Genomic DNA, 15,910 nt, shown 5'->3' on the forward strand with positions numbered 1-15,910 from the left:
CCTAAATCAGCCTCTCTCTATGCGTACACGCCGCTTGTCCCTCTTGGGGTCGTGCTTACTTTCGATGTATTCCGGGCAAGCTTTGTTAGCTCAGAATACATTAAATTATACCTCACCGGATACGTATTATCGTTCAGGAATTGAGTTTATTGAAAAGAAAAATTACGCATCTGCCCGTCAGGAATTCCAGCGATTTCTGGATACGAATAAGGGCTTACTGGCCAGTAATGATTTGAATGCCGTCAATGCGGAGTATTACATCGCTATGTCGGCTTTGTATCTGAATCAGCCTGAAGCCGAAATTCTTTCGGAGCGGTTTGTGAAAAACCACGGCGATCACCCGGCAGCCAAGCAGTTGTATGCGGATCTGGGTAACTATTATTATAACAATGGTGATTACGCCCGGGCCATTCCTTACCTGGAAAAAGCCAGTGGGATGGAAGCGACCTTCAAGCTGGGGATGGCTCAGTATTACACTCAGAATTATCCGGCAGCCCTGACTTCGCTAGATGTCGTGAAGCAAAGCAGTACGGAGTTTGCTACCGCAGCTAGCTATTATGCCGGAGTGATTCGCTTCAAGAATGAAGATTATGCCGGTGCCGTCCTCGACTTTCGCCGGATTGAAAACTCCAAGGAATTTGGGAATGAAGCCCCCGGCTGGATTGCTCATTCCTATTATCGCCAGCGACAATACGATTCCCTGATTTCTTACGCAGAGCCCATTTTACGGAAGGGAAATAAATCGGGTAAGAAATTGGACGACCTATCGTTGCTAACGGCTGATGTGTACTTCCAGAAAGGCAATTACGCCAAAGCCTCCGAATACTATAAGATGCATACTAATTTCCGGGGTGGGAAGTTACCCGCACCGGCGGCCTATCGGTATGGGTATTCCCTGTATCGCCAGAACGATTTTAACGGAGCCATTAACACCTTCAAGCCGCTGGCGGCCAATAGAGATACCCTCGGACAGTATTCCTCTTATTACATGGGGATTAGTTATCTGAATACGGATAATCTACAGTATTCCTTGGCTGCGTTGGATCAGGCCCGTCGCCTGAACTTTAATAAATCGGTTCAGGAAGACGCCGCGTTCAATCATGCAAAAGTTCAACTGGATTTGGGAAATGGAAATGAATCCGTAAAGGAATTCGATCAGTTCATCCAGACGTATCCCAACAGTGCGTACCTGAATGAAAGCAAAGAATTAAGGGGCGAAGGTTTATTACTTTCCAATAACTACGCTCTGATTCTGGATTATCTCGATAAAGAACGCAACCTGAGCCCGAAACAACGGAATCAATACCAGCAGGCAGCCTATAACATTGGAATAAACGCCTATAATGCCGAGCAGTTTGACCGGTCCATCGTAGCTTTTGACAAATCCCTAAAATACAATGATAACCGCGATCTGGCGGTAGCGGCTCGTTTCTGGAAAGCAGAAGCAACTTCAGCCCAGCAGAAATACGCCGAAGTCATTCCTCTGTATACCCAGCTTATTGCCAGCAGTGAACAGTCCCGAATAGTGCCGGATTATAAAATTCGGAGTCGTTACGGCTTGGGTTATGCCTATTATAACACCCGGGAATACGATAAAGCATCCACGCAATTCAAGGCTTATACTGATGCGGTGCGTGGACTACCTTCGGCGGATCGCAGCAACTACGAGGATGCCATGATCCGATTGGCTGATACGTACCTAGTGGCGAAACGTTATGATGAGGCTACCAAGATTTACGATCAGGTTGCGGTTACGGGGAAATCAGATAAGGATAATGCCCTTTATAATAAAGGAATTTCCCTGCTCTATACCGATAAATACGCCGAAGCCCGGACTACGCTGAATCAGTTACTGAATCAGTATCCTAATTCGCCCTATGTAGATGATGCCATTTTTCAGTTAGGTATGGTGGAACTGAATCAGCAGAATTACCAGGGAGCCGTTGCCCAGTTTACGAAACTGATTAAACAGCAGCCCCAAAGTCCTATCCTGCACGCAGCTTATCTGCAACGAGCCATTGCCTACAGTAACATGAAGCGTTACGATGAGGCCATTGCCGATTATCAGGTAATCCTGAGTAAATACGCAGCGTCCAAAAGTGCAGAATCAGCCCTGATTGGTGTACAGGATGCCCTGAATTCCGCAGGTCGTCCCGAAGAATTCTCTACTATTATTAAGGGATACGAGCAAAGTAACCCGAATGGCGAATCGCTGGAGAAAGTGAAATACGAAGCCGCCAAGAACTTATACTTCGGAGAGAAATACGCTCAAGCGATTGAAGCATTCCAGAGTTACATTCAACAATATCCGAAGAGTGCTTCTACCCCCGAAGGCGTGTATTACCTGGCTGATTCCTATTTCCGGACGGAAGACCGCATGAATGCGTTACGGTATTACTATCAGGTAATTCGCGAAAACAAAACCCAGTTTGTCAATCGGGCAGCTCAGCGGGCTGCGGAACTAGAGTACCAAAACGAAAACTACCGGGCCGCCGCTAACAACTACCAGACTTTACTTCGCACGTCCAGTAACAAGAAAGATCAGGTAGCGGGTCAGCTGGGGTTGATGGAAACGTACTTCAAGGGCAATAAACTGGATTCTTCGCTGGTGTATGCAAAAGAAGTCATCAATGGTGGTAATGCAGTATTAGGAGCCCAAAACCGGGCCCAGCTGTTCGCCGGAAAAATTGCTCTGGCGAAAGGCGATTCCAAGAAAGCCATCGAAGAATTTGAGAAGACTGCTAAACTCGCCAAAGATTCTTACGGAGCGGAGGCGATTTATAACGTCGCTCAGATCCTGTATAAAGAGAAGAAATGCAAAGAATCACGCGATAAGATTATCAATGAACTCAAGGAGCAATATACCGATCAGTTGTGGATTGACCGGGGCTTCCTGCTACTGTCCGATGTCTATGTGTGTCTGAATGAAGCATTTCAGGCGAAGGCTCTGCTCAATACCATTATCGAGGGAGCTGAGAATAAAGAAGTAGTAGAAGAAGCTCGTAAAAAATTAGCTGCTCTGGGAAATAAGTAATCCATTCAACTGAAGATCTGTCCAAACATGAGTCATAATCGCACCATTCGAACCTTCCTTCAATCCCTGGGTTTTGTGGGTTTATTGGGAAGTAGTGTCACCAGCTTTGCCCAAAACCGAAATCCAGGTGAAGGAGAAATCCAGACCGGGGAAATTGATATCGTTCGTGAACGTAAAATCAACTTGACTACCCAAAACCGCAATTTCGAGAAAATACCGGCCAGCCAATCGGCCCGGCCTGATCGGCAGCCACTCAAGTATCAGTTCACCGATCAGAAGCTACTCATTGCTCCGCCTCAGTTTAATCCAGCAGTAACCGAAATGCCCAAATCGCAGAATGATGGTTCGCTGTTTAATTCCGAAGTCAAGGCTGGAGCTGGTAACTATGGTCGCTTCTTACTAGAGGCTAATGTCAATTCCCGCAATGACCTGCCTTACGGACTGAGCATAAAGGGATTACACAATTCCACGGCTACCGGTCCGGTGGATGGTCGTAACTCTGGTACCAGTCACCAGTTGATTCAGGTCGATGGACGTTACAGTGGAGGTAGCATGAAGCTGACGGGTAGTCTAGGGTATGACCGTAATCAGTATTACTTCTACGGATACAGCCGGGCTATTGAAACGCCCAAACGAGAAGATATCAAGCAGGTACTCAATAACTTCAACGTCGGCATTGGCATTGAAAATACGAAGAAAGATGCGGTTATTGATTACTCCATTAAAACAAAACTGCGTTCCTTAAGTACGTTTACGCAGGCGAATGAATACGATTGGGGTACGAACCTGAAAGCGACTTTTCCGATTACGAAAAACTTTTTTGCTCACCTGGCCGGAGATGCTTACCTAACCCAGCGGAATGATTCGCTGACCAACAGCCGGAACCTGTTCCGCATCAAGCCAACCTTCCAGTATCGGACCGATCGCTTTAGCGTGCTGGCGGGTATTAACGTTGTCAATGAAACGGATAATCTCAACGCCCTGTCGAAACCCACACATGCTTATCCGGTAGTTGAACTGGATTTGATGCCTGTAGAGGATATTCACGTGTTTGCGGGGTATCAGGGAGACATTCACCGGAATACGCTGGCCAGCCTGACTGATGAGAATCCTTACCTGGCTCCAAACGTTCGCTTGTTGAATACGGAAAAAGTGCACGATTTCTACATTGGAACGAAAGGGCTGATTCAGGGAGGCTTTAGTTATGAAGCTAAAGTATCTTTTGGCCGGTACCGCAATCTGTATCTGTTTAATAATTCCGGTAGTGACTCCACTCGTTTCTCCGTGTTGTACGATCAGCCGCAGGATAATGGTTTCTCGAATGTCATTAACGTGTCGGGCCAACTGAACTACCAGCATGAAGACATCTGGCGTTCGTTCCTGAAATTTGATGTGTATGGGTATGACCTCAAGCAGATTGATTTTGCCTACCATCGTCCGACATTCACGGCTACCTGGAGTAACACAGTAACCTTCAGCAAGAAATTAATCGTCGGAACGGATTTCTACGTTATTACCGGTTTGAAAGGCCGAAATCTGAATTCAGGAGTCGTAAGAACGCTGGCTCCCATCATTGACCTGAACCTGCGAACCACCTACCTGATTACCGACCGCATTTCTGCTTTTGTGAGTGTCAATAACATTGTAGGAAAGAACTTTGAACGCTTTCAGTATTACAAACAACAGGGTGTTAACTTCCTGGCAGGCGTATCCTACCAATTCTAAATCATTACTCTTGCTCTAATTAGGCCCGCTGTTTCCAGCGGGCTTTTTTTGTGTATAGAGAATGTTAAGAAGATAATCGGGAATTTCTCTCTCTTTGTTCATTCTTACCGTAATCTGTCATTCGATTAGGATAACGACTTATTTCTAACAGGCAAACTAATAATGTACAATCGTTGGATCCTTGATGACGAATGATCAAAGTATAAATGAATTCTTCTCGTTGAATGGGACGGCGTTGAGGTGGAGGTAAATCTGTTCTCTCATGATCTAGTAGGCTCGCAAAAGTGATAAGGTCCTTCGCTTTGCTCTGGATGACAGAGAGGGATACTCCAGCGAAAAGAGAGAAATTTTTTATGAAGAATGCCATGTGTAGCCCAGTCTCCAATGTCCTGTAAATAACAAGAGTTAATGAGCCCTGACTGAATAAAAACTGCATGCAGGTGAGGGCAATCTGCTAAAAACCGAAAACTCATTTGACTTTTCGTAGTTGTTATTCTACCTTTAAACTTTAAAATGATCTGAACTTCCTCAGATCTTTCATGCTCAGGTAATAACGGTTTCAACCTCACTGGATCTCATGGCTACCATTCCCGAACACGTAAGAAACTTGCTTTTTGAACAGGATTGTGTGGTAATTCCCGAATTTGGGGGATTTATCGGCAATTTTGATTCAGCAACTTTTTTATCCGATGGATCTGTTCTGCCTCCTCGTACCCGGCTGGTATTTAATGAGATGTTACAGTTTGATGATGGCTTGTTGTCCAATCATGTGTCGAAATCGGAGAATATTTCCCGGGAAGAGACCAGAAACCGTCTGAAGCAATTTGTTGAGCAGGTTAAACTGGACATTCGTAGTCAGCAACAGTATCGATTTGAGCATCTGGGAACCTTCACTCAAAACGGAGAAGGTAAACTGGTGTTTGCTCCTCAGGAAAAGGTTAACTATTATGGAGAAGGGTATGGTTTAGCCTCCTTCGTTCCTGCCTATCACCGTCATTATGCGGTGAACCAAGCCACAGAAACTGCTTCGGTTGTAGAAACACTGGCGGAAGAACCGATGGAGTCGAATCTAACCGTAGCTCATTCTTCCAAACGGCTGGGCCGTTGGGTGGCCGCTGCGGTGCTCGTGGTGGTAACGGTAGTAGGAGCCTGGTATACTGGACAGAAAACAAACCTGAGTAGCATGAACCCCATGACTGCTCTGGATTTCTCATGGTTGAATTCAAAGAAGGTTTCTCAGCCCGTAAGCGTAGTAAACGACCCAATTCATGCGAAAGTAGCTATTACTCCCAAACCTGCTCCTAAAGTAGAAGTAGTTGACATACGCGAAACTCCTAAAGTAGAAGTTGAGGCAGCGGAAGAGAAAGTAGTAAAGAATAAGGTTAAGTTTTTAGTGACTCCATCCCGGGTGAAAACCATTGAAGGAGAAGCCGTTCCGAGTGGCTATTATGTAGTAGCTGGTAGTTTCGGAAGCGTCAAGAGTGCTCAGGTCATGAAAAAGCAATTGCTTTCAAAAGGATATAAAGTAGAATTATTACGTCCCCGGAAAGGTTTGGTTAAAGTAACGGTTAGTGACCGTCTCAACACGGCCAGTGCCGCTCAGGCCATGGCTCAGAAACTGGGACCTGATTTTAATAATAATCTCTGGATTCTGAAATCCATCGCTGATTAAGGAATTATTTATTCGTATGTTTGAAACCAAACCTCAGCCGGGTTTGGTTTTTTGTTACCACACTTTACGTAACAATTTACCCATTTAGTCGTTTTACAATCAATCGTTTGAATCATAAGTAACGTATATGAATAGCAGTGTGCAACTAGAACAGGAAGAACGCAGAAACCGATCGGTGGCTTTGATGGTCACGACCGGCATTTATGTTCTTTTGTTTTTGCTGTTATGGCTGGTCGGTATGTGGAAATTAACGCCACCGCCAGAACCTATGGTGGGCATTGAACTGGCCAATATCGGTTCTGGGGCCCTGGGTAGTGGAGACATTCAGACTCGTAACAAGCCCAGTAAACTGACGAATCGGGAAGAATCCAAGCCTGCCAAGGAAGAGGTAAAGGAAGAAAGGGTACACAAACCTGAGGTGAAAGAGGTAGTTCCGGTAAAAAAGGTAACGACTCCCAAGGCAGTGGAGGCTCCTTTGAAAACATCCAAAGTAGAAAGTCCGGTTAAAGTGCCCCCCAGGCCGGAGCCGAAAGAAGTAAAACCCGTAGAGACGAAAACACCAGCTCCAGCTACGCCAGCGAAGACGGTTTCAAAGCCCGTTGAGCAGCCTAAAGTGGATACAAAAGGTTTGTATGGGAAAGCGAAATCCAATGGAACCAACGGCACCAGTGATAATCCCGGAGGTAACAACAACGGTCCTGCCGGAAATAAAGGGGTAGGAGATTACGGTGCTCCAGATGGAAAAGTGGATGGTCGGGGCTTGTATGGAAAAGGCTCAGGCGGCGGTGGAGGTACGGGTAACGGTTCTTCGTTAAGTATGACGGGCTGGACCTGGAGTCGCAAACCCAGTCCGCAGGGATTGAATTCGGATGGAAAGGTGGTATTCCGGATCAAGATTGACGAAAACGGTAACCTGATTTCGAAATCTGTGGTGGAAAGCACACTAAGTCCGGCTGATGTTCGTAAATGCGAGCGGGAGATTGAACGACTCGAATTCGTTCCTACCAATTCCGCTGGAAGCCGGGCGGCTCAATCCTCCGGTACGATCACTTTCGTAGTCCGCTCTCAATAGAAAAACTACTTACAATACATACGAATGCGTACTTTTGAAGTACGCATTTTTTTATGACCATGACTTATCAGGAAACCATCGAATACCTTTATCAACAGTTACCCGTGTTTCACCTCTCCGGCAAGAAAGCCTATAAACCGGGTTTTGCTAATACGGATGCATTGCTGGAGCATTTGGGAAATCCTCATCGACAATTCAAAAGCATTCATGTCGCTGGAACGAATGGGAAGGGAAGCTCTTCGCACATGCTCGCGGCTATTTTTCAGCAGGCAGGGTACAAAACGGGTCTCTACACTTCCCCGCATCTAAAAGATTACCGTGAACGTATCAAAATCAATGGACAACCTATTCAGGAACAGAAGGTTATCGATTTCGTTGAACGTAACCGAATGTTTATTCAATCGGTAAACCCCTCCTTCTTTGAGCTCACCGTTGCTTTGGCGTTTCACGTATTTGCGGAAGAGCAGGTAGATATTGCCGTCATTGAAGTGGGAATGGGGGGACGATTGGATTCAACGAATGTAATCCTGCCCGAACTGTCCCTGATTACGAATATTGGTTGGGATCACGCTGATGTATTAGGCGATACCCTGCCCAAAATTGCGGCTGAAAAAGCAGGTATTATCAAGCCTCAGGTTCCGGTGGTCATCAGCGAGCGTCAGGTAGAAATTGATGAAGTGTTTATTACTAAAGCAGCATCAACCACAAGTCCTATTCTGTTTGCTTCTGATGAATTGCAGGTTGTTTCCGAACAGCTAGTCAAAGGAAAAAGGCAGCTAAGTATTCAGGGTGGAGATGGGTCGATTGATCTGGAATTAGATTTAACGGGCTCATATCAATCTAAAAACGTTCTGGGTGTGCTTCAGGCTGTTGAAGTATTACGTGAGCAGGGATACGATTTGCCAGAGCAGGTAGTAAAAGAAGCATTACAAAATGTGATAGGGCTGACCGGACTGAAAGGACGATGGCAGTTAATTCAGGAAAAACCCCGGGTGTATGGGGACACCGGGCATAATGAAGCCGGCATTAAAGAAGTTTTAAAAACGGTTGCATCCTACACCTACCATCAGTTATGGTTTATCCTGGGGTTTGTAGCGGATAAAGATTTGTCGAAAATTCTTCCCCTCTATCCTAAAGAAGCAAAGTATGTATTCTGCCAATCTTCTACGCCACGAGCGTTGGCTGCAGAAAAATTAACAGAACTGGCTCAGGCTTATGGATTAGAAGGAACGTGGTTTGTAAATGTCAATGAAGCATTGGATGAGGTATTATCCCAAGCAAATGAAGACGATTTGGTGGTAATAGGAGGCAGTACGTTTGTCGTGGCGGAGGTAGACCAGCTATAAAAAGTAAAAAGCTCCTGAATATCCATTCAGGAGCTTTTTAGTGCTAGGGTAATCTGGAATTACAGATTAGCTACTTTAGCTACCAGGTCAGCAACGCGGCTTGAGTAGCCGGCTTCGTTATCATACCAACCTACGATTTTCACTAAGTTACCTTGGCTAGAAGTTAATTCTGAGTCGAAGATACAAGAGTGAGTATCGCCTACAATATCGGCAGAAACGATAGGATCAGTAGCATAGAATAAGTAACCTTTCATCGGTCCATCAGCAGCAGCTTTGATTGCAGCGTTGATTTCTTCAGCAGTGGCTTCTTTCTTCAATACCAAAGTAAGATCCGTTACAGAACCTGTAGGTGTAGGAACGCGTAAAGCAGAACCATCTAATTTACCTTTCAGGCTAGGTAATACCAGACCGATGGCCTTCGCAGCACCTGTAGTACTAGGAATGATCGACAGAGCCGCCGCACGAGCACGACGTAAATCGCTGTGAGGAGCATCTTGCAGATTCTGATCAGCAGTATATGCGTGAACAGTAGTCATGTATCCTTTCTCAATACCGAATGTATCTTCAATTACTTTAGCCATAGGAGCCAAGCAGTTGGTCGTACAAGAGGCATTAGAGATGATTTTGTCATCAGCAGTTAAGATGTCATCGTTAACACCTAATACTACTGTTTTAACATTACCCTTGGCAGGAGCGGAGATGATTACCTTCTTAGCTCCGGCAGTTAAGTGTTGTCCAGCACCAGCTTCATCAACAAAACGGCCAGTAGACTCAATAACTACGTCAATATTTAAATCACCCCAGGGAAGTAACTTAGGATCACGCTCAGCATAAGCGTGGATTTTGCTGCCATTTACAGTGATGCTTTCTGAATCAGACTCTACTGTACCAGCAAATTTACCGTGAATTGAATCGTATTTAAGGAGGTGAGCTAAGGTTGCATTATCTGTTAAATCATTGATAGCAACAATCTCAACGTTTTCTTTCTCTAATAGACGACGGAAGGAGAGCCGTCCAATGCGACCGAACCCGTTGATTGCGACACGAACTTTTGCCATGTGAAAATAGATTAATGGTTTTCGATGCAATATTAATTAATATAATACGAATTCCCTATCACCTATAAAGAGTAATAATTTAGCAATTAACTAGCTACTAAAATTAGCAATAACAGATGATTAGTATTTTAGTAAATTAGTTTAGTATTTAAAAATTGCTAAATATATTATCAACTATCTATGTTCATTGCTAAAGTGTATTGCCTCTATCTAATTGCCTAGAAGAATAGGGTGGTCCCCAATACATAAGCCAAAACAGTATTCATAGTCATTATCCTGCAATAGAGATCATTCAGGAAATAGCATATATGATAAATATGTGAGAGATAAGTCTAGAAATAAGTAGAAAATAATGTGGAATAAACAAAATAGAAAGACATATCGCCCCTAAGAATGATCACGGCACTCTATCCTTCATTTATCTATCAAATCCTTTGCTAATCACCAACACCATAGTATAATAGGGATTGCTGGCATTACATTTTTTACAGTTATCTATAAATCAGTAAATACTCCAATAGAATAGACAATAGTAGACCTGTAATCATATTTTATTATTATCCATTGACATCCATATAATATTCTGAATTGTATTATAAGGAACGTATAAGATTTAACTATAATACCAGTAAATACCTGTAAATCAATTAAATAACATCTATAATCTTAATGATATTTGAGGAGCTGTAATTTTATATATTGTACTTTTTAAAGTGACAAACTGTCGTATCTATTAAAGGGAGTTTCTATTTACATTTGCAGAAACCATTTTAATATATGACTGAATTACAATCAACGATTGAAAAGATCTGGGACGATCGTCAACTGCTAAATACGGACTCTGCTAAAGAGGCTATTCGTTCTGTAGTAGAAGCCGTAGACAAAGGCACGCTTCGTGTAGCAGAACCTCTTGCTAATGGAGAATGGAAAGTTAATGAATGGGTAAAAAAAGCAATTGTTCTTTATTTCCCTTTACAGAGCATGCAAGTACAGGAAGTAGGCATCTTCGAGTACCATGATAAAATGAAATTGAAGACGGGTTACGAACAGTTAGGTGTTCGGGTCGTTCCTCCAGCCGTGGCTCGCTATGGAGCTTACCTTTCTAAAGGCGTTATTTTAATGCCATCTTACGTGAACATCGGAGCCTATATTGATAGCGGTACTATGGTTGACACCTGGGCAACCGTTGGAAGTTGTGCTCAAATTGGTAAAGACGTTCACTTAAGTGGTGGCGTCGGAATTGGGGGTGTTCTTGAACCACCTCAGGCAGCACCCGTTATTATAGAAGACGGTGCTTTCATTGGCTCTCGTTGTATTGTCGTAGAAGGGGCTAGAATCGGTAAAAAAGCCGTTTTGGGTGCTGGAGTCGTGATTACGGGCAGTTCAAAAGTGATTGATGTTACTGGGGAGACACCTGTTGAATACACCGGATTTGTGCCTGAAAACTGCGTAGTTATCCCAGGCAGCTATACCAAACATTTCCCTGCTGGCGACTATCAGGTTCCTTGTGCTTTAATTATTGGCAAGCGTAAAGAGAGTACGGATCTGAAGACTTCATTGAATCAGGCTCTGCGTGAAAACAACGTAGCTGTATAGTGATTTCTATAACATTAACTCAGTAAAAAGGGTAGGGGAATAATCTCCTATCCTTTTTTTATACCCTTCTAATGAATATTTGATCTGTTAACTTTCATAAACTTTTGAAGCACAATTGTAATTTACATTCGTAAATAATACTGATGTTCAACAGATTATACACAATAAACATATTCACATTTTTAAATTCACAAAAGTATTTAATTATTTACATTGATGAATTTATAAATGTTTCTATCCGTCATTGGTTAATTCACAAAAGTAAAATACATTTGTAACATGCTAGTGTTTACAATACGATATAGCCACTATGACTGATAAAGAAAAAGTAATTTACCTGCTAGAATCCAACGACTTAACTGCTGCACAATTTGCAGACTCTATTGGCATTCCAAGGTCCAGCATTTCTCATATACTCTCAGGCCGAAATCGGCTCAGCATGGATATTGCTCGCAAAATCGTAAAGCAATTCCCTGAAATCACCTATGAATGGCTTTGTGATGAAAATCCGACGGTCATTAAATCAAATGGCTTTTCGCACCCTAAAGCCGCTTATAGTCAGCCCGTTGTTAACGAAATGCAGCCTCAGGTTAAGTCCTCAGATTTCGCTAGAAAAAATGGAGTAGGACAAAGACCCGATCTGGCGTATTCTCAGGCTCATGAAAAAGCCTCTTTTGAGAATAAGCACGTCGTTAAAATGATTGTCTTCTATTCCGATCAAACCTGGCAGGAGGTTTTTTAATAAGTAAGCATAATGATTCTTTTCACACATTTATATTCTCCCATATATGAATGAATAATCATTCAAAAACGCACTTTAGTGCATACTAGGTTGGGTCATGAGGCTACGCCTCAACGATCATTTTGAGAATAGTTTGATCGGACTCGGTGGCGGGATTTAGATACCCTGATTCGATCCTTCCTATTAACCGTCTCTTTACAGTTACTATTTTTCATACTATTAAGTGTTCCCCAATCACTTTGCCGATGGCCGATTCACAAGATTCATAGGGCAAGACGGCTACATCTTTAATTGCTATCGGATTCCTCCGGGACACACATCCATTCAAAGGAAGATAAAGGCTTAGAGAAAAGAATTGCGATTAATTAAGACAGCAAAAGGCCAACTGCGGCGTTTCTTCATAAACCATTTCAGTCTCAGCATTCTACTAATCCGAATAACAATCCCTGGTATAACGCTGGCAATCGTTGAGGCTTCACTACCAACTAATTATTGAGAAGGAGACCTATAAGGACCTATTTTTCAACTATTTATTAATATTCTAAAAGTTAATGTTTCACGTGGATATTAATTTGTTCATTGTGAAAGAGTTAGCTACCAGTCGGGCGTGAAACAAAACCCTGTGGTAGAATTAACCTTTAAAAGGGCGGGAGTGAGGCTTATATTTGCTTAGATTTTGTATCCTGACCTGGGATTCTTCTACGTGTTTTTTCTTTCTATTAAACATAAAGTACGTTATTATACACTATGGATCAACTTAATTCTCTTCAACAAGTAGCTGAATTTCATCATACTTTTCATGCTCCTGTCTTATCTGATCCACAAATACCCAGTGAGAACAGATCGAAATTACGGTATGCTTTACTGGCAGAAGAACTGAAGGAATTTCAGGAAGCGGTGGAAGCAAATGATTTGATTGGCGTAGCGGACGCTCTCTGTGACCTTCAATATGTTCTGTCTGGAGCGGTGCTTGAATTTGGTCTGGGAGAGAAGTTTGTTGACCTATTCAACGAGGTGCATCGTTCTAATATGAGCAAAGCCTGCTCTACTGAGGCCGAAGCACAGGCCACGGTTGCCTTCTATCTGGCGAAAGATGGCACGGAGGCGTCCTATCATGAAGACAACGGTAAATGGCTCGTATATCGCAAATCTGACCATAAAACGCTCAAATCGGTCAACTATTCACCGGCGGATTTGGCATCTATTTTACAATCCTAGTCCAGAGCAGGCTTCGGAGCTCTTCACGAAGCCTGCTCTCCAAAAATTAACTTGTATAAATAGGCTGGTATTTTAAAAAGACCAACCCAGACTTAAAAGATTGCGTTTCCAGTAGCTCTAATTCCAGATGCTTCATTTCTTCGGAAAAGAGCCGTTTGCCTTTACCAAGAATAACGGGACATACCCGCAACTGAATTTCATCGATCAATTCTGCTCGTAACAGCGATTGTGCCAGTGAAAGGCTTCCCCAAAGCACCATGTCCAGTCCAGGCTTATTTTTAAGCCGTGTGACTTCTTCAACGGCATTTCTGTTGACAATCCTGGCATCGTTCCATTTTCCCCAGGGAACATGATCCACCATGCGTGAGAATACAATCTTCGGCGTTTCATTTAATTTGTCAGCTATGGTTTCAACCTCAGTGGTTACCGTTGGCCAATACTCCACGAACATGCGATACGTTCGGGAGCCCAACAGGATGGCATCGATGGTGCCCATAAAATCCAGCACATCAGCCTCGGATTCTTCGTTATACTCAGGCTTATTAAAGAAATCCGTCTGACCGTTTTCATCAGCCGCAAAACCGTCCAGTGAAATCCATTCCTGTAGAATTAATTTTCTCATTTTGATTTGATGGTTGATTCATTGTAATCTGCTAAATTATTGATCCATCTATAATCAGTATAGGGATGAAATACATTTCATAGCTCCGTAAATCCGTACCATTACCCCTGTAAATCAGCTATTTATATATGTTATATAATTTATATTATGTTAAGTAATTAAATCCAATATCCACCCTACATGAAGTTTTTGAGAATTCTATGGCTGTAGCTGACTCCACAAAAAAAGTCTCTGCGAGATTCTCGCAGAGACTTTTTATACTACACCAACTCAAATTTGCTACTGTAACGCTGCAAGTTTTGAATCGTAAGCGTCTGTTTTCTCTAACGTCTTAAGAATGGTATACGTTTGAGACAAGTTGTTTTTCAGAGCTTCTTCCTGCTTCAATGACCATGCTTTTTCAAAGTATGGTAATGACTGCTTGAATTTAGCTACCGTTTCCTGTTCAACCGCTTTACCTTCTTTGTTATAGGTGTTCATGTCCATCGCGTCTACTTTGCTTTTCACCATAACACCTTCGTTGAAATAATAAACGCCCATGTTATAGTTGGCATCGTAGTTGTTAGGCTCGATCTGAAGAACTTTCTCGTAGCCAGCCTTAGCCGCACTTTTTTCCTCTTCCAGTTTTTTCGTCAGTTCAGCAACTTTCGCCTGAGCTTCGGCTGCTTTACCAGAATTCTGCTGATCAGAAGCAGCCTTTGCCTGAGTCGCTGAAGCTAAAGCAGTCTTCGCTGATTCGAATTTAGATTTTACTTCACCCAACTGACGCTTTAATTCTTTGTCCGTTGGTTTTTTCTTCAGAGCAGCCGTCAAACGAGTTACCTCATCCTGATACAGTTTCACATCCGCTTCAGCCGTTTTTACTGCTTTGTCAGCGTCTCCGCCTTTTCTGGCTTCTGATGCATACTTTTTCAGTTCTTCCTGCGTATTCTGTGCGGCATTGTCATACAGAATGGCCAGGTTAACGATGTTCTGCGTGTTGTTGGGATCTTTCTCAACTAACGCCTTCAAATCATCGATCGCTTTGTGCGTATTACCTGATTGCAGATAAATGTTGATCTTTTCGTTTTTAAGATCCTTGCTGTCGGGGTTAACCGCAATCCCTTTATCTAAGACTTTGACCGCCTCATCATCGTTCTTTTCAGTACGATAGATGTTAGACAAAGTGTAAAAAATAACGGGATCTTTACCACCCAATTCCAGGTACTTGCCAAAGCCTTCCTTAGCCGTGGCATTATCGCCCGTTTGTTGAGCCACAATACCCGTAAACATGGCAGCCGTGGTATCCTTAGGATCTACGACCATCGCTGTCTTGAGAAGTTTCAGAGCGTCAGGAAAATTCTTGTTCTGATATTTTGCATTTCCCTGTCCAATCAAGCCATAGTAAAGACGAACTTTATCCTTCGAATCCGGTGCCTGCGTGATTGCTTTCTGGGCATCTTTCGCAGTACTACCCTGTTTTCCATCTTTCGTGTCCAGCTCCACTGCTTTTTTGTAAGCATCGTAAGCAGCCAGCGAAGACATGGAATCAAGACCCGCTAATTTCTGATCTGTTGAGAGAGCTTCATAAACCTGGCCTTTCACTAACCACGTCTTTGGTTTTGCTCCTGACTTGGCATCCTGAACTGCTTTATCGATCTCCTCCTTTGCCTTGTCGAGCTTTCCGCTTTCTAACGCTGCCAAAGCACTGTTCTGGCCATAAGCGGATGCTGATAACAGGCCTAATAAGGCCGGAAGAATGAGTTTATTCATTGTACTACTATTTTGGTTTAGTTACTATGCGAAGTAAGTACTTTTCCTGATATACGGAAAACGTACTTTTAAT

At 43.2% G+C, this 15,910-nt stretch carries 11 protein-coding genes; 8 read left to right on the forward strand and 3 right to left on the reverse strand.

All coding sequences use genetic code 11. From position 1 onward, the window contains the following. Positions 1-19: 19 nt before the first annotated feature. The 5 genes from QE357_RS11205 to QE357_RS11225 all read left to right on the forward strand — a co-directional run bounded on the left by QE357_RS11205 (position 20) and on the right by QE357_RS11225 (position 8,849). Positions 20-3,034, forward strand: a complete 3,015-nt coding sequence (locus QE357_RS11205) for a tetratricopeptide repeat protein (protein ID WP_309707457.1) — start codon at positions 20-22, stop codon at positions 3,032-3,034. 27 nt (positions 3,035-3,061) lie between these two features. Beyond that, on the forward strand, positions 3,062-4,759 hold the full coding sequence (locus tag QE357_RS11210; RefSeq protein WP_309707460.1) for a TonB-dependent receptor: 1,698 nt from the start codon (positions 3,062-3,064) through the stop codon (positions 4,757-4,759). Between the two features lie 577 nt (positions 4,760-5,336). Then, positions 5,337-6,431, forward strand: a complete 1,095-nt coding sequence (locus QE357_RS11215) for an SPOR domain-containing protein (RefSeq protein ID WP_309707462.1) — start codon at positions 5,337-5,339, stop codon at positions 6,429-6,431. Between the two features lie 127 nt (positions 6,432-6,558). Then, positions 6,559-7,503 (forward strand): hypothetical protein, encoded by a 945-nt coding sequence (locus QE357_RS11220; RefSeq protein ID WP_309707464.1) that lies wholly within the window; start codon positions 6,559-6,561, stop codon positions 7,501-7,503. Between the two features lie 53 nt (positions 7,504-7,556). Beyond that, positions 7,557-8,849 carry a folylpolyglutamate synthase/dihydrofolate synthase family protein gene (locus tag QE357_RS11225; RefSeq protein WP_309707466.1) on the forward strand — a complete coding sequence of 431 codons (1,293 nt, stop codon included), beginning with the start codon at positions 7,557-7,559 and terminating at the stop codon, positions 8,847-8,849. A gap of 59 nt (positions 8,850-8,908) precedes the next feature. Here the strand turns inward: QE357_RS11225 and gap are convergent, their stop codons facing one another. Then, entirely contained in the window at positions 8,909-9,907 is a 999-nt protein-coding gene (gap, locus tag QE357_RS11230) for a type I glyceraldehyde-3-phosphate dehydrogenase (protein ID WP_106634749.1), read from the reverse strand. 777 nt (positions 9,908-10,684) lie between these two features. Here gap and QE357_RS11235 point away from each other — a divergent pair. From QE357_RS11235 to QE357_RS11245, 3 genes are all read left to right on the forward strand, one after another. Continuing rightward, positions 10,685-11,503: a 2,3,4,5-tetrahydropyridine-2,6-dicarboxylate N-succinyltransferase gene (locus tag QE357_RS11235; RefSeq protein ID WP_309707470.1), complete on the forward strand. Its 819-nt coding sequence runs from the start codon at positions 10,685-10,687 to the stop codon at positions 11,501-11,503. 310 nt (positions 11,504-11,813) lie between these two features. After that, the gene (locus tag QE357_RS11240) at positions 11,814-12,245 is read left to right on the forward strand and encodes a helix-turn-helix transcriptional regulator (RefSeq protein ID WP_307143109.1); all 432 of its coding nucleotides are present in this window, start codon (positions 11,814-11,816) and stop codon (positions 12,243-12,245) included. A 747-nt stretch (positions 12,246-12,992) separates the two neighbouring features. Further along, positions 12,993-13,463: a nucleoside triphosphate pyrophosphohydrolase family protein gene (locus QE357_RS11245; RefSeq protein WP_106634746.1), complete on the forward strand. Its 471-nt coding sequence runs from the start codon at positions 12,993-12,995 to the stop codon at positions 13,461-13,463. 46 nt (positions 13,464-13,509) lie between these two features. On the opposite strand, the gene QE357_RS11250 is transcribed toward QE357_RS11245, so the two are convergent. Together QE357_RS11250 and QE357_RS11255 are read right to left on the reverse strand one after the other, a co-directional pair. Next, the gene (locus QE357_RS11250; RefSeq protein ID WP_309707475.1) at positions 13,510-14,085 is read right to left on the reverse strand and encodes a dihydrofolate reductase family protein; all 576 of its coding nucleotides are present in this window, start codon (positions 14,083-14,085) and stop codon (positions 13,510-13,512) included. Positions 14,086-14,364: 279 nt separating this feature from the next. Then, positions 14,365-15,837, reverse strand: a complete 1,473-nt coding sequence (locus QE357_RS11255) for a lipopolysaccharide assembly protein LapB (RefSeq protein ID WP_106634744.1) — start codon at positions 15,835-15,837, stop codon at positions 14,365-14,367. Positions 15,838-15,910 lie beyond the last annotated feature (73 nt).

Source organism: Siphonobacter sp. SORGH_AS_0500 (genome assembly GCF_031453245.1).
Classification (GTDB): Bacteria; Bacteroidota; Bacteroidia; order Cytophagales; family Spirosomataceae; genus Siphonobacter.